Here is a 21,209-nt window from a genome sequence, read left to right as displayed (position 1 = left end):
CGGGATGGTGGTCCCACACACCCTAGCAGGCTTTGCTCGCCTACCCGGCCAATGGCGCCCCCCGGCCTGCTATCATGCAGCCTCCTGATGTAGAGGTGCCCCGTGACGACAAGCCCGACCCTGCGACTCGACGGTGTTGCCATCGGCACCCTCTCGGACGTGTCGCTGGCCGTCCCTCCTGGTGATATCCACTGCCTCTCCGGCTCCAGCGGTTCCGGCAAGAGCCGGCTGCTGCGTGCCGTGGCCGACCTCGAGCCCCATGCCGGCGAGGTGTGGCTGGGGGAGGTCGCCCAGGCGTCGTTGCCTGCCCACGCCTGGCGCGCCCGGGTGATGATGGTACCGGCGGAGAGCCAGTGGTGGGCGGACAGCGTCGGCGAGCATCTCCCTGCGCCGCCCGCTGCCGAGGACCTGGCGGCGCTCGGCTTCGAGGCTGCCGTGCTGGGCTGGCAGGTATCCCGGCTCTCCTCGGGTGAGAAGCAACGCCTGGCGCTGCTGCGGGCCCTCGGCCAGGGGCCCTCGGCGCTGCTTCTCGATGAACCCACGGCCAACCTCGACGACGCCACCACCCGCCGGGTAGAGGCGTGGCTGGTGGGGCGAATCCGTCAGCGTGGCTGGCCGGTGATCTGGGTGGCCCACGACCCTGGTCAGATCGCCCGGGTGGCGGATCACCACTGGCACATCCACGGGACCCAGCTCCAGGCCGAGGAGGTGTCTCGATGGAAGTGATACCGCTGGCCTGGTGGCAGCTGGCGCTGGCCGCGCTGATGGTGGTGGGGCTTGCGGGCTGTACTGCGGCCCTGCGCCTGGGGATGAGCCGCAGCCTGCTGATCGCCGCGTTGCGCACGGTGATCCAGCTGGGACTGATCGGCCTGGTGTTGGAGGCGCTATTCGCCGCCGAGCGACTGCTGTGGGTGGTGCTGATGGCGCTGGCCATGCTGCTGATCGCCGGGCGGGAGGTGATGGCGCGTCAGAAACGGCGCTTGAGCGGTGGCTGGGCCTTCGGCATCGGCACCCTGGCGATGTTTCTCTCCTCGTTCACGGTGACCGTGCTGGCCCTGACCGTGATCATCGGTCCCGACCCCTGGTACCGCCCCCAGTACGCCATCCCGCTGCTGGGGATGCTGCTCGGCAACACCATGACCGGCGTGGCCCTGGCGCTGGATCGCCTCACCGACAGCGCCTGGCGCCAGCGGGCGGTAATCGAGAACCGCCTGATGCTCGGCCAGCCCTGGCAGGTGGCGATCGGTGACATCCGCCGTGAGGCGATGCGCAGCGGGCTGATGCCGATGATCAACGCCATGGCCGCCGCGGGAGTGGTCAGCCTGCCCGGCATGATGACCGGCCAGATCCTGGCCGGCACCGCCCCGGGGCTGGCGGTGAAATATCAGATCCTGATCATGTTTGCGATCACCCTGGGCACCGGTTTCGGCACCCTGGCGGCGGTGGCCGCGGGCAGCCGGCGGCTGTTCGACGGCCGGGAGCGGCTGCGCCTCGACCGCCTCGCCATGCCCCGTAAATGACGGCGCCCGCTGCCCTCGGGTGGCAGCGAGCGCCATGGGGTGGCGAGAAGGGCGTATCAGTCGATCAGTTCGACCGCCACCGCGGTGGCCTCGCCGCCGCCGATGCACAGGCTGGCGATGCCACGCTTGCCGCCCTTGGTGCGCAGGGCGTGGATCAGGGTGGCGATGATCCGTGAACCGGTGGAACCGATGGGGTGGCCCTGGGCGCAGGCGCCGCCGTAGACATTGACCTTGTCGTGGGGGATGTCGAGCCCGTCCATGGCCAGCAGGGTGACCACCGCGAAGGCCTCGTTGATCTCGAACAGATCGACGTCGGTGACGCTCCAGTCGAGCTTCTTCATCAGCTTGTCGATGGCACCCACCGGGGCGATGGTGAACTCGCTGGGGTGCTGGGAGTGAGTGCTGTGGCCCAGCATGCGGGCCAGGGGCTTGGCGCCCAGGCGCTCGGCGGCGGAGGCGCTGGCCAGTATCAGCGCCGAGGCGCCGTCGGAAATGGAGCTGGCGTTGGCCGCGGTGATGGTGCCCTCCTTGGCGAAGGCGGGGCGCAGCGAGCGGATCTTGTCCAGCTTGGCCTGGAAGGGCTGCTCATCGTGGTCCACCAGGTTCTCGCCCTGGCGGGTGGTGACGGTGACCGGTGCCATCTCGGCGTCCAGGTGGCCGGCGTTGGTGGCCGCCATGGCGCGCTCCAGCGAAGCGATGGCGAAGTCGTCCAGGCGCTCCCGGCTGTAATCGCGGGCCGTGGCGACGTCCTGGGCGAACACTCCCATCAGCTTGCCGGTCTCGGCGTCCTCCAGGCCGTCCAGGAACATATGGTCCTTGAGCTCACCGTGGCCCAGGCGATAGCCGGTACGCGCCTTGGTCAGCACATGGGGCGCGTTGGACATGGACTCCATGCCGCCGGCCAGCATCACCTCGGCGCTGCCGGCGCGGATCAGATCGTGGGCCAGCATGGTGGCCTTCATGCCCGAGCCACACAGCTTGTTGATGGTGGTGGCGCCGATGGCATCGGGAATGCCGGCCTGGCGCATGGCCTGGCGGGCCGGGCCCTGCTTGACGCCGCCGGGCAGCACGCAGCCCAGGATGCCCTCGTCGATGCTGGCGGCGTCGATGCCGGCGCGTTCGATGGCGGCGCGGATGGCGACGGCGCCGAGTTCCGGTGCGGTCATGCTCGACAGGCTGCCGAGCATCCCGCCCATGGGGGTGCGGGCGGCGGAGAGGAAGACGATATCGTTGGACTGGCTCATGGTGGTTCTCCCGATGTGGCGTGCGGTTCCCGGTGGAGCCGCTTTGTGATTGTAAGTCGTGATTGTAAGTCGTGATCGTGGGCTGGTCCGCGACGCGTTGACCCGTACGCGGCGCTGTGGTTTTCTCAGGGTCAACCAAGCAAGCGCTAGTGTAAACGTCGATGAATGTAATGAATGAGTCACCGCGCCGCAAGGAACTGACCCGCCAGGCCGCCCAGCTGTTCGTCCAGGAGGGCTTCGACCGCACCACGGTGCGCATGCTGGCCCAGGAGATGGGCATCAAGTCCGGCAGTCTGTTCCATCACTTCCGCGACAAGCAGGAGATCCTCGCGGCGGTGATCGAGGAGGGGACCCAGAACGCTTTGGTCATCGCCCGGGACGCCCTTGTCCGCTGCGACAACAGCGCCTCGGCACGGTTGCATGCCATGGCTCGCGCCCACCTCGAGACCCTGCTCACCGACCGCAGCGCCCATGTGGTCGCCCTCTATGATTGGCGCCGGCTTGACCCCGAGGCCCGCGCTCACTTGAGCCATCTGCGCGACGCCTACGAGGAGCTGTGGGAGCAGGTGATCGACGAGGCCCTGGCCGAGGGGCTGATTCACGGCGACCGCTTCCTGGTGTCGCGCTTCGTGATGGGAGCGCTGAACTGGACGGTGCGCTGGTACGACCCGGCGGGCCCGCGCACCCCCGATGACCTGGCCGACGAGCTGGTGGCCATGATTACCTGCCGTTCCGGCTGAGCGCCTCTTTACAGTTATCCTATGTTTTCCCTCTAGCCTTCACGGCGCTTGAGGCGACTGGTGGGAGATCGGCTCCGCCGGGCGAATGGCGCCGCAGGCGCCCCAGCGGCGTGGCTGGCGTTACTGCAATTACCCAGGAGCCCTTCGGTCTCCATTCGTCGAAGCGTCGAACCGCGGGAAAGCCCAGCTCCCACTAAAAGTGCTCAGCCTCAACTGAGATTCACGCCAGTCTGCGAAGAACCTTTTTTTTGCACTTCTCGCTCGCACTGCTTCCCGCCCCGTTCCATCCCCGAGCCGCTTCCCGGCGGCTCGCTCGACCATGGTCTAGTCGTTCCTCTCGCTCCCGGCCTTGCCCTGTTCGCGCGGAGTCGCTAGCTTGGACCTAGCGCTTGATAGGTTGACGCTTACGTTAACTGAATCTATCCAGAGAGCCTACAACAACCACAAACCGCCAGATGAGGACTGCCATGAGCACGCCAGCGAACCTTCCCGATTACCGGACCTACCTGGACACCTTCTCTGTCGATGACATGATCGCCCGCCTGGACGATCACCGTGACGGCAAGGCCAACGCCTTCGAATCCACCTGCGGCCGTCACCTGCGCGCCGGCCGCGGCGAGGTGCTGGCGCTGGTCCACGAGGACACCCAGGGCCAGGTGAACACCCTGAGCTACGCCGAGCTCGAGGCCGAGAGTGCGAAGCTCGCCGGCTGGTTCGCCGAGCGCGGCCTGGGCGTGGGCGACCGCATCGCCTGCATGCTGCCGCGCTCCCCGCAGCTGTTGGTGGCGGTGCTGGCCACCTGGCGCATCGGCGCCGTCTACCAGCCGCTGTTCACCGCCTTCGGCCCGGACGCCGTGGACTATCGCCTGGGGCGCGCCGACACCAGGCTGGTGATCACCGATCACGCCAACCGCTTCAAGTTCGACGGCCTGTCCCAGTGTCCGCCGGTGCTGAGCCTGGGCGGCCCCGATGCTGACCACGCCGGCGATCTGGACTGGGCCGATGCGCTGGCCCACTCGCCGATCGAGGCCAACCCGCCGCGCCTCTCCCGAGACGCGCCCTTCCTGCAGATGTTCACCTCCGGCACCGTGGGCAAGCCCAAGGGGGTGGCGGTGCCGCTCTCCGCCATGACCGCCTTCGCCCTCTACATGGAGCTGGCCGTCGATCTGCGCGAGACCGACCGCTTCTGGAACATGGCCGACCCGGGCTGGGCCTATGGCCTCTACTACGCCATCGCCGGGCCGCTGCTGCTGGGCGTGACCACCCACTTCTGCGAGGCGGGTTTCAGCGCCGAGGGGGCCCTGGCCTTCATGAAGCGCCACCGCATCACCAACTTCGCCGCCGCGCCCACCGCCTATCGCCTGATGAAGGCCTCCGGCCTGTTCGACAACGCCCACGAGACCCTCGAGCTGCGCGCGGCGAGCTCCGCCGGCGAGCCGCTCAACACCGAGGTGGTGACCTGGGTGGAACGCTCCCTGGGCTGCCCGGTGATGGACCACTACGGCCAGACCGAGACCGGCATGACCTGCAACAACCACCATGCCCTGGGTCATCCCAAGCACGTCGGTGCCATGGGCGTGCCGATGCCCGGCTACCGTCTGGCGATTCTCGACGCCGAGTACAACGAGCTGCCCCCGGGCGAGCCCGGCGTGCTGGCGGTGGACATCGAGAACTCCCCGGCGCACTTCTTCCCCGGCTACACCTGGCAGGAGAAGCACCCCTTCGCCGAGGGCTACTACCTGACCGGCGACGTGGTGATCAGGAACGAGGACGGCACCTTCCAGTTTGCCGGCCGCGACGATGACATCATCACGACCGCCGGCTATCGCGTCGGGCCCACCGACGTGGAGAACAGCGTGATGACCCACCCGGCGGTGGCCGAATCCGCCGCCGTGGGCCAGCCCGACGAGATCCGCGGCGAGATCATCAAGTCCTACGTGGTGCTGCGCGAGGGCTTCGAGGCAAGCGACGAACTGGCCGAGGAGATCCGCAAGCAGGTGCGCGAGCGACTCTCCACCCACGCCTTCCCGCGGGTGATCGAATTCGTCGACGAACTGCCCAAGACCCCCAGCGGCAAGATCCAGCGCTTCAAGCTGCGCGCCGATGCCGTCGAAAAAGCCAGCTAACTCCAGGGACTCCCCTATGCAAGTCAAGGACAACACCTTCTTGATCACCGGCGCCGCCTCCGGGTTGGGGGCGGCCACCGCCGAGCGCCTGGTCGCCGCGGGCGGCCGGGTTGTGCTCTGCGACCTGAGCGACGCCGTCCAGGCCCACGCCGAGCGCCTGGGCGACGCCGCCCGGGCGGTGCGCGGCGATGTCACCTCAGGCGACGACATCCAGGCCGCCGTGGACGCCGCCCTCGAACTCAGCGAAGGCCGGGGACTGGCCGGCCTTGGTCTTGCGGGAGTCGTGCACTGCGCCGGCGTGGTCAGCGTGGCCAAGCTGGTCGACCGCGAGGGCAACCCCGCCGACCTCGACGCCTACGCGCGGACCATCAACATTAACCTGGTGGGCACCTTCAATGTCATGCGCCTGGCCGCCGCCGCCATGGCGGGCAACGCTCCCGGCGAGGACGGCGAGCGCGGGGTGATCATCAACACCGCCTCCATCGCCGCCATGGACGGCCAGGTGGGGCAGTGCGCCTACAGCGCCTCCAAGGCCGGCGTGGTGGGCATGAGCCTGCCGGCGGCCCGGGAGCTCTCGCGCCACGGGGTGCGGGTGATGGCCATCGCCCCCGGCGTGTTCGAGACGCCGATGATGAGCGAGATCCCCGACGAGGCCGCCCAGGCCCTGGCGGCGGCAGTGCCGTTCCCCAAGCGGCTCGGCCGGCCCGACGAGTTCGCCCGCCTGGCCGAGCAGATCATCACCAACCCCATGCTCAACGGTGAAGTGATACGTCTCGACGGCGGGATTCGCATGCAGTAGGCCCTTCGGGCGGGGGTAAGGAGCGAGGGGCGAGGGGCTCATGTGGGGGGGCGGTCAGGCCGCCACCCGGCGGCGACAGTAGCAGGAGGCCCGCACCGGAACCTCGGCGCGGGCCGCTGCGCGTTCCAGCTGGCCCTTGATGTGCCGCGCCTCCAGCGTTTCGCCGCGCCGGGTGAGGCACTCATACAGCCCGTGCAGGCTCCAGATGTTCTGCGGGTGCTGGCAGGCGCGGCTCAGGGTGTCGTCGAGGCCCAGGTCGGCACGGTAGACCGCTTCCGCCTCGTCCAGTCGCCCCTGGTCCAGCAACAGCGCCCCCAGCGCGTGCCGGGTCGGCTGCATCCAGGCCCAGGGCTCGTCGTAGGGCAGGGTGTCGTCGAGTTCGACGGCCCGGTAGAGATGCGCGAAGGCTGCATCATGGTGGCCGCTGTGGTATGCCAGCTCGCCCAGCATCATCTGCTCGGCCACCTTCAGGATGTCCTCGGCCGTGTTGTTGAACAGCAGGCGGCTTTGGGGCACCGCCGCCTGGGCGGCAAAGAACCTGTCCCGCTCCGCCTCGGCCTCGGCGATGTCACCGATATTGGCCAGCGCCACCGTTCGGGCGTAGCGCATCATCGCCAGGGTGGTGGCATAGAGCGCGACATCCTCCGGCAGCGGCTGGGCCAGTATGGTTTCCCACCTCCCGAAGCGGATCAGCACATGCTGCTTCATGGGCACGAAGGCCTCGAACCAGTCGGCCATCTGGCGCAGCAGGGATTCGGGCAGCGTCGCGACCAGCTCGTCCGCCGCCTCCAGCGCCGGGGTCGGCTGGGCGAGGAACATCGCGCCGTAGATCGTGAAGTGGTAGTTGTGGCAGCGATACACCGTGTAGAAATTCTCCGCTCCCTCCCGATCGAGGAAGCGGCGGTCCGCGGCGATCGCCAGGGTGTTGCGGCTGACCACGTTATGATAGTCCCCGCATAGCACATCGATATGGGTCGCCATGTGGATCAGGTGGCCCGCATCGGGCACCAGGGTGCAGAGGCGGTCACCGTGGCGCAGCGCCAGTTCGGGATGCGGCGACATCTCCATCAGGTGGATGTACAGGTGCAGCAGCCCCGGATGGTCCCAGGCCCCCTCGATTTCACCAAAGGCCCGTTCGAGGACCGCCTTCGCCTCCAGCGTGTCCGCGCCTTTAGCGGGCTCGCCGGTGGGCAGGTCCCAGAGCTGCCAGGGGGTGCGGTTCAGCAGGGCCTCGGCAAAGAGCGCCGTGACATCGAGATCGTCGGGGTGGGCGCGATAGGCATCGCGCATGGCATCGGCGTAGCCGTCGAGGCAGGGGCCGAAATCCTCGACCGTCTCCGCGGGTGCGCGGTGCTGCACCGCCTGGATCAGCGCGCGCTCCACCGGCGACACCCGCTCGGCGAGTGACGCGGCCGCCTTCGCCGCCGGACGCGCGAGCGCCATCGCCTCGTGCTTCTCTTCCGGCTCGAAGGTCTCCCACTGCCGGTTATAGTTGGGGCCGGCCGCATGGACGATGCCCCACTGTGCGATCGCGCAGCCCGGGTCGGCCTCGAGCGCCCGGCGAAAGCAGTCGATGGCCGCTTCGTGGTTGAAGCCGTAGAGCCAGATCAGTCCCTGATCGAACCAGCGTTGCGCCTGATCCGAGGTGGTGGTGACTGACCGGGAGTAGTTTCCCAGGTTGTAGTCATTCATCGAGACGCTCCTCCTGACACTGTCGTTGCGACAGGGAGGCCGGCACGGCGACGTCGCGAAAGCCGGCGTTGTCCGAGGAGCCCATGCCGGCCCCGTAGATCGTCTTGCCGGCCGGCCGAGGGGTACGCGATCCGCTTGCGGGTCACCATGAGCCGTATCATGCCTAGCCCCCGTCATTGGTTGGACTTTAGTCTAGTGGAAGGGGCTTGGCCTTCTGATTCGGACTCAGTCTCCACCAAAGTCGCATTCTGCGGTGCGGCCTGAAATTAAACGAGCGCTTGACTCTCGAGGCGGCGGCGGCTAATTTCAAACACGTGTTTGAAATTAGCCGCCGCCTTCGCGTCCTAATGACTCGGCGCCCCCATGGCCCCGGCGGTGGAACTGGCAGCCACGAAAATGGAGAGTTTAGATGCCCGACTATCAGGCCCCCCTGCGCGATATCCGCTTCGTGATGGACGAGATGCTGGGCTATCCCGCCCACTACGCCCGCCTGCCCGGCGGCGAGGATGCCTCGCCCGATGTGGTCGGTGCCATCCTGGAGGAGGGCGCGCGCTTCGCCCGCGAGGTGCTGCTGCCGCTGAACCAGAGCGGTGATCGCGAGGGCTGCCTGCTGGAGGGCGGCGACGTGAAGGCGCCGAAGGGCTTCAAGGAGGCCTACGCCCAGTTCGTGGAAGGCGGCTGGCCGAGCCTGGCCGCCGACCCCGAGCATGGCGGCCAGGGCCTGCCGCACTCGCTGGCCATGGTCCTCAACGAGATGATCTGCTCCACCAACCTGGCCTGGGGCATGTACCCGGGGCTCTCCCACGGCGCCGCCGACGCCCTGCGCCACCACGGCACCGATGAGCAGAAGGCTACCTACCTGACCAAGCTGGTCGAGGGCACCTGGACCGGCACCATGTGCCTCACCGAGCCCCACTGCGGCACCGACCTCGGCCTGATCAGGACCCGTGCCGTGCCCACCGATGACGGCGCCTTCGACATCACCGGTACCAAGATATTCATCTCCGCCGGCGAGCACGACCTGGCCGAGAACATCGTCCACCTGGTGCTGGCCAAGCTGCCCGACGCCCCCGAAGGTTCCAAGGGCATCTCGCTCTTCGTGGTGCCCAAGTTCTTACCGAATAAGCACTTGCCGAATGAGGCGGGTGAGCCGGGCGAGCGCAACGGCGTGGTGTGCGGCTCGCTGGAGCACAAGATGGGCATCCACGGCAACGCCACCTGCGTGATGAACTTCGATTCAGCGAAAGGCTTCCTGGTGGGCGCGCCCAACAAGGGCTTGGCCTGCATGTTCACCATGATGAACGCCGCCCGCATCGGCGTCGGCATCCAGGGCCTGGGCCTCACCGAGGCGAGCTTCCAGAACGCCCTGGCCTATGCCCGCGACCGCCTGCAGATGCGGGCGCTCTCGGGCGCCAAGGCGCCGGAGAAGGCCGCCGACCCGATCATCGTCCATCCGGATGTGCGCCGCATGCTGCTGACCCAGAAGGCCTTCGCCGAGGGCGGCCGGATGCTGACGCTCTACACCGCGCAGATGATCGACATCGTCGAGCACGGCTCTGATGCCGCCGAGAAGCAGCAGGCCGAGACCCTGCTGGGCCTGCTCACCCCCATCGTCAAGGCGTTCCTCACCGAGGTGGGCTTCGAGGCGACCAATGAAGGGGTGCAGGTGTTCGGCGGCCACGGCTTCATCCAGGAGTGGGGCATGGAGCAGCTGGTGCGCGATGCGCGCATCACCCGCCTCTACGAAGGCACCACCGGCATCCAGGCCCTCGACCTGCTCGGCCGCAAGGTGCTGATGAGCCAGGGTGAGAGCCTCAAGGTCTTCACCAGGGAGATCCACAAGTTCTGTCAGGCCGAGGAAGGTAACGGTGAGCTCGCCGAGTTCACTCGCCCGCTGGCCAAGCTCAACGCCGAGTGGGGCGAGCTGACCATGGCCATCGGCATGAAGGCCATGTCCGACCGCGAGGAGGTCGGGGCGGCCAGCGTCGACTACCTGATGTACTCGGGCTACGTGACCCTGGCCTACCTGTTCGCCCGCGCCGCCAGGCAGGCCCACGCCGCCCTGGCCGAGGGCACCGAGGAGGCCGCCTTCTACCGCGCCAAGCTCGACACCGCACGCTTCTTCTTCCAGCGCCTGCTGCCGCGCACCCGCGCCCACAAGGGGGCCATCGAGGCCGGCGCCGAATCACTGATGGCGATCAGCGCCGAGGACTTCGGCCTGGGCTTCGAGATCTGATTCGATATCCATCACTCTCTCGGTCGGTAACGATCGGTGGTTGGCGGCGGGGACATCCCCGCCGCCTTTTTTCCTGGCCATGTCACCCATGGCCAGGAGCAGGACATCTTTTTCATGTCCGGCCTTAAGCAGGCCGCGGTCGCGTCGACGAGAATCGACTACACTGGTTTGGACTCGTTTTACGGGGCCACTACGGCCTTTCCCGGCAGCCTGTACAGCTAGATCAGTGATTGACTTCGACTGGGGAGAGGACTGCTTGGCAAAGGGCACAAGGAACGTGGGTATCGTTACCCGCCACACCGTTTCGTGAGAGTGCTCGACATGACTACATCCAAGCGTTCGCCACCCATGACAGGACTCGATGATGTCCCGGGAATCGTGGCTCCTCGCGGGCGAACCAGCATGACCTCTGAAGCCGCGTCAGAACCCTTCACCGCTGATCGAACCGTGCTGGCCTTCGTCGACACCTCCCTCGATGCCCTCCGGGTGTTGGTGCATGCCGATGCGATGGCGCGTGCATTTCGGATACCACTGACTCTTCTGCGGGTGATTGGCCCGGCGCCGGAGGCCAACGGCCCGCCGGATCCGGTGGACTGGGCGATTCGTAGACATGAGGCGCGCTCGGCCCTGGAGCGACTCTCTGCCAGTACATGGCTGACAACGGTCCCCCATCTGGTCCTGCTCGAGGGCGTGCCGGGCGACGAGATTTGCCGTGTGGCTAGGATGCAGAAGGCCGCCCTCGTGGTGATGGGAATGCATTATCTCTGCGGGCACTCCAGCCTGAGTGCCAATGTGCGCAAGGTCCTGGAGCGCGGTGAGGGACGAGTGCTACTCGTGCCCCTGCCCGACTCGAGCAACGAAGCGCCGAATTACCAGCGCATCCTTGTTCCGCTCGATGGTTCCTGCTGGTCGGAAAGCGCGCTGCCTACTGCTCAGCGTCTGGCCCATGCCACCGGCGCCGAACTGGTGCTGGTCCATGTCACCATACCACCGGAATCGACATCGGCGTTGCCGTTCGAACCGGAAGACATCGACCTGCGACAGCGTTTCGTGAAACGCGACCAAAGCATTGCGCGCGACTACCTGCAGCGGATGGGTGAAGAGCTCATCGATCAGGGCTTGAAGGTTCACACGCTGCCGCTGCTTGGCGACGACGCCCGCAGCGGTCTCGACGAGGTCATGCGCGATGACGCCTTCGATCTGATAGTGCTTTCTGCATGGGGACATGGCCGAACCCACATCAGCGATCTGCCCTATGGCAATGTCGTGGCCTATCTGGCGGAGCATAGTCCCGTTCCGATTCTGGTGACATGGCCCGCCCACCTGCCACAGATCGAGAGCGATGGTGCACCGGGTTCCTCCCGCACTGTCGGTTCTGCGTTCGAGTGGTAGGTGATGCAGCCCGATGCCACACCGACAGACCTGTCCATTGATGCCACGGCGCGCAAGCTCGCCGACCTGCACCATTGTGGCCCGGGATCGCCCCACTCCTTGGCCAGCCTGTCGGGGCTTCACGCGATACGCGATTGGATACCGATGGCACTTGCTGCGGCGCGAGAGAGCGGCCCCGAACATCTCGCGGCAGCGGAGTGGCTGCTCGATAACCATTACCATGCCCGCCGTGCCGTTCGCCAAGTTGGACAGGACATGCCTGGCAGTTTCTATCGCAGACTGCCGCCCCTTGCGCAGTCCTTGCCCGGCATGGAAGCTGGGAAGCCGCGCATCTACGCCCTGGCACATGGCTTGCTCCAGGCTTCTCGCCTTCAGTTGTCGCTGTCGCTGTGCGTTGACTTTCTCCAGGCTTACCAGGAAAGGTCGCCTCTCAACATTGCCGAACTTTGGGCCCTGCCGACGATGCTACGGCTGGCCTGTCTGGAGGTGCTGATCGGCGCCTTCGGTCGCCTGTTTCCAGCGGCGTCTTCGCCACACGGGATCTCAGCCGTGGTGCCGGCGTTGGAGGTTCTCGACGATACCGAGTGTATCGCGCGTGCACTATCAGGCCTGATGGTAATCTCCACGCTGCAGTGGAATGATGTGATTGATTGCACCAGCTTGATCGAGTCGGCGCTGCGGCATGATCCGGCAGATGTCTATCCGCGCATGGATTTCGAGACCCGCGATGTCTATCGCCGGACAATCGAGACGCTGGCGTCGCATGGCAACATGTCCGAGTGGCGTACTGCCGAGGTCCTGGTGGCGAGATGCCGTGAGCTGCATGGCGACCCGTTGCGATCCCATGTGGGTTATTGGCTGATCGACGAGGGGCGGGGCGAGATCGAGGCGCAGCTAGGGTTGCACCTTCCCTTCGGACATGCCTGGCGTCGGCGGCTGAAGCGGGGTGCCGGGCCGCTTTATGCGGCGAGTCTGGGCAGTGCGTCAGCAGGTGCCCTGGGGATTATCGCACTCTACCTCTGGTGGGTCGGGGCGGGTGCATTGCAGCTGGCCGCTGGTCTTGCGCTGGCCCTGGTTCCCGCCTCTCTGCTGGGCGTGGCACTCATCAATGCCCTGGTGACACAATGGGTTCCTCCTCGCACCCTGCCCAAGCTCGATCTGCGCCATGTCATTGCCGCCGATTGCGCCACGGTGATTGCCATGCCGGTGCTGGTGGACCGTGCCTCAGACGTGCCGCGACTCGCCCGGCAGCTGGAGGGCCATCGGCTGGCCAACCCGGACCCGATGCTGCAGTTCGCGCTGCTGAGTGATCTTGCCGACGCCGATGCCGAGGTGACTCCGGGAGATGTGGCCATCGAGGCAGCACTCGTTTCCGCGATCGATAACCTCAACACTCGCCATGGCGGCGGTGACGGACTGGGCGCCTTCCACTTGCTGCACCGCCCGCGGCGCTACAACCCTTCCGAAGATTGCTGGATGGGATGGGAGCGCAAGCGCGGCAAGCTCGAGCAGTTCAATGCCTTCATCCTGTGCGGTGATCTTGGTCCCTATTCATTGACCGCCGGGTCTCCCGAGGCGCTGCGTGGCGTGCGTTTCGTGGTGACGGTCGATGCCGACACGAGGTTGCCGCCGGGGTCGGTGCAACGCCTGGTCGGCACGCTGGCACATCCCCTCAACACCGCCCGATTCCATCCAGAAACTGGGCGGGTGGATGCCGGATACACGATCCTGCAGCCCCGCGTGGAGATCACTCCGCTGGAGGCCACACGGTCGCGGTTTGCCCGGTTCTATGCCGGGGACGCCAGCATCGACATCTATTCACGGGCAGTCTCGGATGTCTATCAGGATCTCTTCGGTGTCGGCAGCTTTACCGGCAAGGGGATCTATGAGGTCGAGCCCTTCACCCGCTCCCTGGAAGGCTGCATGCCCGAGAATCGCATCCTCAGCCATGATCTTCTCGAGGGACTCTATGGGCGCGTGGGATTGACCAGCGATATCGTCGTCTACGAGAGCTTTCCCGCCGACTACCTCGAGCATGCGGCGCGTTGGCACCGCTGGCTGCGAGGCGATTGGCAGTTGCTGCCCTGGCTCTGCCGACAGGTGCCGGGGCCCGATGGACAGCGGCTGCGTAGCCGATTCTCGGCGCTGGGCCGCTGGAAACTGCTGGACAACCTGCGTCGCAGTCTGGTGCCGATCAGCCTGGTGATGCTGGCACTGGCTGGATGGTTCGTGCTGCCCGGAAGCCCTTGGGCCTGGACCGCGCTTGCCGTGCTGCCGTTGGGGGCGCATCTGTTCACCGATCTGGTCACCGGCCTTGCCCGGGGCCGTCGTCGCGGTGCGGTACGTGGCACGCTGAGGCAACTGCGCGAACAACTCGGGTGCTGGGCACTGATGGTGACCTTCCTGCTTAACGATGCCGTCATTGCCGGCGACGCCATGGGGCGAACCCTGTGGCGGCTGGCCTCCGGGCGGCACCTGCTGGAATGGAGAACGGCGGCCCAGATAGCCTCTCGCATGGGCAGTGAGGACCTGCGCCACAGCACCTGGCAGGCAATGTGGCCGGCGACCGCCCTGGCCGCTCTCGTCACTATCGGGATGGTACTGGCTGCACCGGCAGCGCTTGCAGGGGCGGCGCCGTTGCTCGCCTTGTGGGTGGCGGCGCCCGAGATCGCCTGGCGTCTGGGGCGCAGGCGCCAGGTGCCTGAAGACGTCCTGCCCGAAGCGGAGCGAACCTTTTTACGCCTCATCGCTCGGCGTACCTGGCTGTTCTTCGAAACCTACGTGCGCCCCGAGGACAACTGGTTACCGCCCGATAACTATCAGGAAGTACCGCAGTCCGGAGCCGCCCACCGCACCTCACCGACCAATATCGGGATGCTGATGCTCTCCTCGCTCACCGCCTGGCGGCTGGGGCATGTTGGGCTACCTGAACTGACCGAGCGTCTGGGCAACATGCTCGACAGCATGGACCGGCTGGAGCGGCACCGCGGTCACCTCCTCAATTGGTACGAGACACAGCGGCTGACCCCGCTGGAACCACGTTATGTCTCGACCGTTGACAGTGGCAATCTCGCCGTCAGCCTGATTACGCTGCGACAGGCCTGCCGCGATGCCCAGTGTGGACCGGCCCTCCTGCCTGAGCAGTGGAATGGGCTGGATGACGCATTGCAACTGCTCGCCGAGGCCCTCTGCGAGGACGACGATCCGGGCGGGAGCCTTGGTGGCTGTGCGGCGATGGTCAACGAGATGCGGGCGGCGATGGTGCAGGGGTGTGACGACCCCGGCGAATGGGCGGCACTGCTTGACGACTTTCGTGACCAGCGGCTGCCGCAGTTCCAGGCCCACCTCCGTGACCTGATAGGCCGTGCAGATTTCACGCCCCACGAAAGCCTGCGCGAGGTTCAGGTCTGGCTGGAGCGGACCCGCCACCACATTGCCGTCATGCATCGAGACCTGCAGTCGCTCATGGGGTGGCGCCTGCTTGTCGCAAGCCCGCCCTCCGGGTGCGTCGACCTGGCTCGCAGCCTGGCGCAGCAGATTCCGGTGCACCTCCCGCTCGGCGAGGTAGCTCCGGCCCTGGAGGAGGTCCGACAATGGTTGTCACACCACGGGTATGCCTGTTCAGACCCGGCGGCGAGGCGTTGGATGGAGGCGCTCGACGCTGCGCTTTCGAGGTCGTCCACAGAGCACGCCAGGCTGGATCAGACGCTCGATGATATCGCACAACGCGCTCGCGCCTGGGCACACGGAATGGACTTCGGCTTTCTCTATGATGCTTCCAACCGGCTTTTCTTCATCGGTTACAGCGTCAGTCGGGGGCGGATGGATGCCAACCACTATGATCTGCTAGCCAGTGAGGCGAGGTTGCCGAGTTACTTCGCGATCGCCAAGGGTGATGTACCCCTCGAGCACTGGTTCCATCTCGGTCGTCCGGTCACCCAGCAGTCGAGAGGGCTGACACTCGTCTCGTGGAGCGGCTCCATGTTCGAATACCTGATGCCGCGGCTGTTGATGCGCACCTATCGTGATTCGTTGATGTACGAAAGCGAGCGCACGGCGGTCGATATTCAGCGCCAGCATGGCGAAGACCTCGGCATCCCCTGGGGCATGTCGGAGTCCGGATACGCTGAGCAGGACCCCGAGCAGCGCTACCGTTACCGCGCCTTCGGCGTGCCGAAGTTGGGAGTGCGACGAGGGCTATCGCTCGACCGTGTGGTGGCGCCCTATGCAACGCTGCTGGCGCTGCCGGTCCGTCCGCAGGCTGCCCTGGCCAATCTGCATGCACTGGTGGAGTTGGGGGCCCTGGGTCGCTATGGCTTCTTCGAGGCAGTGGACTTCACGCCTGAGCGGGTGCCGGTGGGCGGTGCTTTCACGATGGTGCGGTCCTATATGTCGCATCATCACGGTATGAGCCTCGCGGCACTCGGCAATGTGCTGTGCAACGACAGGCTGGTGACCTGGTTTCACAGCGACCCGCATGTGGCGACGATGGAACTGCTGCTGAGCGAGCGAGTGCCGTGGGAAGCCCCGCTCGAGCGGCCAAGCGATCAGGACGCGGTCGTCCCCATTGATCGGCGCCAGGAATCAGCCCCCGCCCTGCATCCTTGGGTGCCCAGGACGTGGGGTGGCTTTAGTTGCCTTCATACCTTGGGCAACGGGCGTATGTCCGGCATGGTCACCAGTGCAGCCGGCGGCAGCCTTGGCTGGCATCGCCACCTGCTCACGCGGGCGCTGGGCGGCACGGGCGAGACTGGTATCGGTGGCCATGTGCTCTACCTGCAGGACCGTGATGACCGCTACCTCTGGAGCCTTGGCGACCACCCCTCTGAGACACCGAGTGGCGACCCCTGGCGGGTGGTGTTCCATCAACATCAGGTCGAATTCCAGCACCGTGAGCATGGTATCGCCGTCAGCATGACCGTCAGCGTGGCGCCTGGGGATGATCTCGAAATCCGTTACATCACCGTGGTGAACGAAACCGACCGGACACGGCCTCTTTCGCTGACCAGTTGTGCCGAGGTGATTCTGGCTCCCTCCGCCGATCACGCTCGTCACCCCGCCTTCAGCCGGCTCTTCGTGGGCGGCTCTCATCTGCCCGAGCTGCGGGCACTGCTGTTCATCCGGCGTCCGCTCGATCCTGCCAAACGGTCGCCGGTGCTGTTGCATCGGTTGGTCTGCGACGCCTCTGAGGTGACCATCCTTGGTTTCGAGACCGATCGACGCGTCTTTCTCGGCCGCCACGGTGATGCCCGTCGGCCGGCGGCACTCCGCCAGGGCACGCTGGCGGGAGGGACCGGATGGGTTCTCGACCCGGTGGTCGCGCTGCAGGCCGGTCTGACTCTCGGGCCGCACCAGAGCTGCAGCCTGGCCTTTGTCACCATCGCGGCCGACACCCGTGTGGCCGCCGAGGAAACCGCCCAGCGCTATACCACATTGACCACGCTCGACTGGGCCCTGCACGCGGGGGACGCCCAGGCGGCGCGTGATGCTCACCGGCGCGGCCTGACACCCGGTGATCTGCCATCCGTCCAGTCGCTTCTGTCGGCCTTGCTGCTGCCCGAGGGTTCCGCCAGGGCGGCCGCGCGAGGGGATGACGAGACCCTGCCCGGGCAGCACGACCTCTGGGCCCTGGGTATCTCGGGCGACAATCCGATCCTGGCAGTTCGCGTGGGTGAAGGGTATCGCTCGGGACTGCTGACCACCCTGCTGGCGGCGCATCGACTATGGCGCGATCGCAGCCTCCGGATTGATCTCGTGATCCTGCACAGCGGGCTACCCGGCTATGTCGAACCGGTTCGCGACCGGCTGATCGAGAGTTTCCGCGCTGCCGGGTCGCAGGAGCTCATGGGGCATCGGGGCGGGGTGCATTTGGTGTCGCAGGATCCGAGCAATCCGTGGCCCGCGAGGGTGATCGAGGCGGTAGCGGCTCTCATCCTTGACACCGCGGGCGGCTCGCTGGAGCGCCAGTTGTATCGGCAGACGCCCATCGAGCGTCCGGTCTTCGAGCCGATGGGGGAGTGGGAGTGGCCGCCGCTGCTACCGGTGGCCGCGCCGCCTGAGCGGCTCCTGGCCAACGGTTTCGGCGGTTTCTGTCCCGACACCGGCGAGTATGTCATCACTTTCCAGGCGCAGGATCCGCCCCCGGCGCCCTGGGCCAACGTGCTGGCCAATGCGAACTTTGGCAGCATCGTCACTGAGGCCGGTCTGGGCTGGAGTTGGGCCGAGAATAGCGGCGAGAACCGCCTGACACGCTGGCACAACGACCCTGTCTGCGACCCGCAGGCCGAAGCGATCTACCTGCGCGACGAGATCACCACGCAGATCTGGACCCCGACACCACTCCCTGCAGGTGGAGGCGGCCCATGCCGGGTACGCCATGGCATCGGCTACACGATATGGGAACGCACCGGCGAAGGGCTGGAGCAGGAACTTCTGGCCTTCGTCGCGGCCGACGAGCCGGTCAAGCTGGTCCGGCTGAGATTGCGCAACCCCAGCGGGCAGACGCGACGGATCACGGCCACCTATTTTGCTGACTGGGTGCTGGGCGGGGTCGCCGGGCAGGCCGACCTGATGCTCGCTGCACGCTATGACGCCGACACTCATGCGATCCTGGCGCGCAACACCCGCAACGCCGAGTTCGCCGACCGTGAGGCCTTCCTGACCAGTACACTTGCACCACACAGCCTGACGACATCGCGTTTGGAATTCCTGGGCCCCGGAGCTGACATGCGCCAACCTGACGCCCTGAAGCGCTGGGACCTGGGGGAGTGCTGTTACGCAATCGGGGATTGCTGCGGCGCCTTTCAAGTGCATCTGGACATTCCTGCGGGCCAGACGGCCGAGGCGGTGTTCATCCTTGGACAGGGCGCGACCCCCGGAGCCGCACGCGAGCTCGTCCTGCGCTGGCAGGATCCCGCGCGAAGTCTGGCAGAATTCGCTCGCCTGCAACGGGTCTGGGGAGACCGTCTGGGCACGATCCAGGTCACGACGCCCGACCCGGCCTTCGATCTCATGGTCAATCGCTGGTTACCGTATCAGACACTGAGTTCGCGCCTATTCGCCCGCGCGGGCTTCTATCAGGCGAGTGGTGCCTTCGGGTTCCGGGATCAGTTGCAGGATGTGTTGGCGCTGCTGCACTCAGCCCCGGATCTAGCCCGCCGGCACATCTTGCACGCCGCTGCACATCAGTTCGAGGAAGGCGATGTATTGCACTGGTGGCATCCACCCGTGGGTCGGGGGGTGCGCACCCGTTTTTCCGATGACCTGCTGTGGCTGCCCCATGTCACCGCCGCCTATGTCTCCGCCACCGGCGATGCCGCGATCCTGTCCGAGGGTGCGCCCTTCCTGACCGGTCCGCCGCTGGGGGATCAGGAGCATGACCACTACGCGCTTTTCGATGCCACAGCCGATTCCTGGCCACTGTTCGACCATTGCCAACGCGCGCTGGAGCGTGCGTATCGGCTGGGAGTCGATGGATTGCCGCTGATCGGAACCGGTGACTGGAATGACGGCATGGATCGGGTCGGTGCCAAGGGCCGGGGGCAGAGCATCTGGTTGGCCTGGTTCATGATCTCCACCATCCGTGGCTTTCTGGAGCTCTGCACCGAGGCGGGGCGCGAGGATCTGATGCCGCACTGGTGTGGGCGGATGGCGGCCTTGACCGAGGCGGTGGAGAAGGCCGGCTGGGACGGTGACTGGTATCTGCGCGCGCTGGATGACGATGGCCAGCCCTGGGGTGCGGCATCGAACCAGGAGTGCAGGATCGACTCGATCGCACAGTCCTGGGCGGTGCTCTCTGCAGCCGCCGACCCCGAGCGGGCACGCGGCGCCATGTACCACGCCGCGCAGGAACTGATGCGCGACGACGATGACCTGGTGCGCCTGCTCACGCCACCTTTCGACACCATGCTTCGCGATCCGGGCTACATCAAGGCCTATCCGCCCGGCATACGCGAGAATGGGGGGCAGTACAGCCATGCCGCTGCCTGGTTCGGCATCGCCTTTGCCCAGCTGGGCGATGGCGATCGCGCCAAGCAGGTCTTCGACCGGCTCAATCCCGCGCTGCACACGCGGTCGCGCGACGAGGTTCGACGCTATCTGACCGAACCCTATGCGGTCGCTGCCGATATCGCCGGGGTCGAGCCGCATTTGGGGCGCGGGGGCTGGACCTGGTACACCGGCGCTTCCGGCTTGAGCTGGAGGCTCGCGGTCGAACACATTCTGGGGTTGCGGCTCGTCTCGGGCAGGCTTGAAGTCGCGCCGTGCCTGCCGGCGGCCTGGACCGGGTTCGAGGCACGTCTCGAGCGTCCCGGTGGTCGCCTGGTGATCCGTGTCGAGAAGCCCGAGGGGCTGAGCGAGGGTGCCGCCCGGCTCAGCGTGGACGGCCGGCCTTGTTCGGGGAGGGCCATCGATTTCCCGGAAGACGGGAAGGCCGTCGAGGTGCTGGTGCGGATAGTGCCCATGTCCGATGCTGAGGTTGGGCGATCGCGCGACACGGCGCGGTGAACGGTACATGGCCGACTACGAGCCGTGGCTCGTTGCTGGCGTGTTTCGTCTTCTACGCCAGAATGACGTATCGGACTTCAGGCGAGGAGGGGATCGTGTACGAACCATTCGATATGACCATGGCCATCGTAGCCTTTCGGAATCGGCTCGTCAGCGGCGAGAGTCAGCCTCTCGATTGGTGGCACGCCTGCCGAGAGCGTATCGAGGCCCGCGAGCCCGAGGTCCTGGCCTGGGAGGCGCTCGCGTCGAGCCCCCCTGCTCCACCCGCCGCCGGGCTGCTGCAGGGAGTCCCCGTGGGGCTCAAGGACATCATCGAGACCCGTGACCTGCCCACCGCCTGGGGCACCGGGGGGTACCTGAGCACGCCTGGCTCGCTGCTGGATGCCGCCCTAGTCACGTTGCTCGAGCAGCAGGGGGCGAGCGAGTTGCGCCAGGTGTTGTCGCGGGTCTTCGTCGACGAGGTGGACGTGATTCTCGCCGCCAGTGCCCAGGAGGTGGCGCCCGATGGGCTCGATGCCACCAGTGATCCGCTCTACTGCCGTGCCTGGACGCTGCTCGGCGTGCCCTGCCTCAACCTGCCGCTGGGCCGCGGTCACCAGGGGCTGCCGGTCGGTGTGCAGCTGATCGGCGACCGTTTCCAGGACGACAGGCTGCTGGCGATCGCCCGTACCCTGATGCAGCCCCCACCTGGCCAGACATGATGGACCAAGGCCCGCCATTGGTGCCGCCGTCGGTGCGGCGCCGAACAGGGCGGGCCGCCATGCGTTCGCGGTTCACTGCGGAGGTCGCCGATGCCTGAAGGCCTGGCCACGAGGGTGAGGGGATTGCCCTGGCGGCATGCCCATCTGGCGTCGGCGGTGAGCGTCCTGCTGGCCTGGTCATTGCTGGCAGAGCGCCTTCGCCTGGGCCTATGTGCGCCTGCTGGTGGGTGCCGATGCGATGCGCCGCGAGGGGC

The 21,209-nt window shown here is 66.6% G+C and carries 11 protein-coding genes; 9 read left to right on the top strand and 2 right to left on the bottom strand.

The window, feature by feature from the left end; translation table 11 throughout:
- The first annotated feature begins 102 nt into the window (after positions 1-102).
- Together ACM26W_RS12450 and ACM26W_RS12445 are read left to right on the top strand one after the other, a co-directional pair.
- A complete protein-coding gene (locus tag ACM26W_RS12450) occupies positions 103-726 on the top strand; it encodes an ATP-binding cassette domain-containing protein (protein WP_416137309.1) in 624 nt (207 codons plus the stop codon).
- Complete coding sequence (locus ACM26W_RS12445; protein WP_416137308.1) at positions 717-1,520, top strand: ABC transporter permease; 804 nt, start codon at positions 717-719, stop codon at positions 1,518-1,520. The genes ACM26W_RS12450 and ACM26W_RS12445 overlap by 10 nt, the downstream gene beginning before the upstream one ends.
- A 56-nt stretch (positions 1,521-1,576) precedes the next feature.
- Here ACM26W_RS12445 and ACM26W_RS12440 read toward each other — a convergent pair whose 3' ends face one another.
- On the bottom strand, positions 1,577-2,764 hold the full coding sequence (locus ACM26W_RS12440) for an acetyl-CoA C-acyltransferase (RefSeq protein WP_416137307.1): 1,188 nt from the start codon (positions 2,762-2,764) through the stop codon (positions 1,577-1,579).
- A 170-nt stretch (positions 2,765-2,934) separates the two neighbouring features.
- On the opposite strand from ACM26W_RS12440, the gene ACM26W_RS12435 reads away from it, so the two are divergent.
- The 3 genes from ACM26W_RS12435 (at position 2,935) to ACM26W_RS12425 (ending at position 6,429) form a co-directional block, all read left to right on the top strand.
- Positions 2,935-3,504: a TetR/AcrR family transcriptional regulator gene (locus tag ACM26W_RS12435; RefSeq protein ID WP_416137306.1), complete on the top strand. Its 570-nt coding sequence runs from the start codon at positions 2,935-2,937 to the stop codon at positions 3,502-3,504.
- A gap of 467 nt (positions 3,505-3,971) precedes the next feature.
- Complete coding sequence (locus tag ACM26W_RS12430; protein WP_416137305.1) at positions 3,972-5,630, top strand: AMP-binding protein; 1,659 nt, start codon at positions 3,972-3,974, stop codon at positions 5,628-5,630.
- A gap of 16 nt (positions 5,631-5,646) precedes the next feature.
- Entirely contained in the window at positions 5,647-6,429 is a 783-nt protein-coding gene (locus ACM26W_RS12425) for an SDR family NAD(P)-dependent oxidoreductase (protein ID WP_416137304.1), read from the top strand.
- 54 nt (positions 6,430-6,483) lie between these two features.
- Here the strand turns inward: ACM26W_RS12425 and ACM26W_RS12420 are convergent, their stop codons facing one another.
- On the bottom strand, positions 6,484-8,121 hold the full coding sequence (locus ACM26W_RS12420) for a hypothetical protein (protein ID WP_416137303.1): 1,638 nt from the start codon (positions 8,119-8,121) through the stop codon (positions 6,484-6,486).
- A gap of 409 nt (positions 8,122-8,530) precedes the next feature.
- On the opposite strand from ACM26W_RS12420, the gene ACM26W_RS12415 reads away from it, so the two are divergent.
- The 4 genes from ACM26W_RS12415 (at position 8,531) to ACM26W_RS12400 (ending at position 20,955) form a co-directional block, all read left to right on the top strand.
- Positions 8,531-10,357 carry an acyl-CoA dehydrogenase C-terminal domain-containing protein gene (locus ACM26W_RS12415; RefSeq protein ID WP_416137302.1) on the top strand — a complete coding sequence of 609 codons (1,827 nt, stop codon included), beginning with the start codon at positions 8,531-8,533 and terminating at the stop codon, positions 10,355-10,357.
- 402 nt (positions 10,358-10,759) lie between these two features.
- Complete coding sequence (locus ACM26W_RS12410) at positions 10,760-11,749, top strand: universal stress protein (protein WP_416137301.1); 990 nt, start codon at positions 10,760-10,762, stop codon at positions 11,747-11,749.
- A 3-nt stretch (positions 11,750-11,752) separates the two neighbouring features.
- Entirely contained in the window at positions 11,753-20,254 is an 8,502-nt protein-coding gene (locus ACM26W_RS12405) for a GH36-type glycosyl hydrolase domain-containing protein (protein ID WP_416137300.1), read from the top strand.
- A 95-nt stretch (positions 20,255-20,349) separates the two neighbouring features.
- A complete protein-coding gene (locus ACM26W_RS12400; RefSeq protein WP_416137299.1) occupies positions 20,350-20,955 on the top strand; it encodes an amidase family protein in 606 nt (201 codons plus the stop codon).
- Positions 20,956-21,209: the final 254 nt, after the last annotated feature.

It is taken from the genome of Halomonas sp. HK25 (assembly GCF_047795635.1).
In the GTDB taxonomy this organism is placed as follows: Bacteria; Pseudomonadota; Gammaproteobacteria; order Pseudomonadales; family Halomonadaceae; genus Halomonas.
The sequence above is the reverse complement of the archived record's forward strand: the minus strand, read 5'-3'. Positions and strand labels throughout refer to the sequence as shown.

Coding starts and splice junctions, on each gene's coding strand:
- ACM26W_RS12415 (WP_416137302.1), top strand. CDS start 8,531: ATGCCCGACTATCAGGCCCCCCTGCGCGATATCCGCTTCGTGATGGAC.
- ACM26W_RS12405 (WP_416137300.1), top strand. CDS start 11,753: ATGCAGCCCGATGCCACACCGACAGACCTGTCCATTGATGCCACGGCG.
- ACM26W_RS12420 (WP_416137303.1), bottom strand. CDS start 8,121: ATGAATGACTACAACCTGGGAAACTACTCCCGGTCAGTCACCACCACC.
- ACM26W_RS12435 (WP_416137306.1), top strand. CDS start 2,935: ATGAATGAGTCACCGCGCCGCAAGGAACTGACCCGCCAGGCCGCCCAG.
- ACM26W_RS12425 (WP_416137304.1), top strand. CDS start 5,647: ATGCAAGTCAAGGACAACACCTTCTTGATCACCGGCGCCGCCTCCGGG.
- ACM26W_RS12430 (WP_416137305.1), top strand. CDS start 3,972: ATGAGCACGCCAGCGAACCTTCCCGATTACCGGACCTACCTGGACACC.
- ACM26W_RS12440 (WP_416137307.1), bottom strand. CDS start 2,764: ATGAGCCAGTCCAACGATATCGTCTTCCTCTCCGCCGCCCGCACCCCC.
- ACM26W_RS12410 (WP_416137301.1), top strand. CDS start 10,760: ATGACCTCTGAAGCCGCGTCAGAACCCTTCACCGCTGATCGAACCGTG.
- ACM26W_RS12445 (WP_416137308.1), top strand. CDS start 717: ATGGAAGTGATACCGCTGGCCTGGTGGCAGCTGGCGCTGGCCGCGCTG.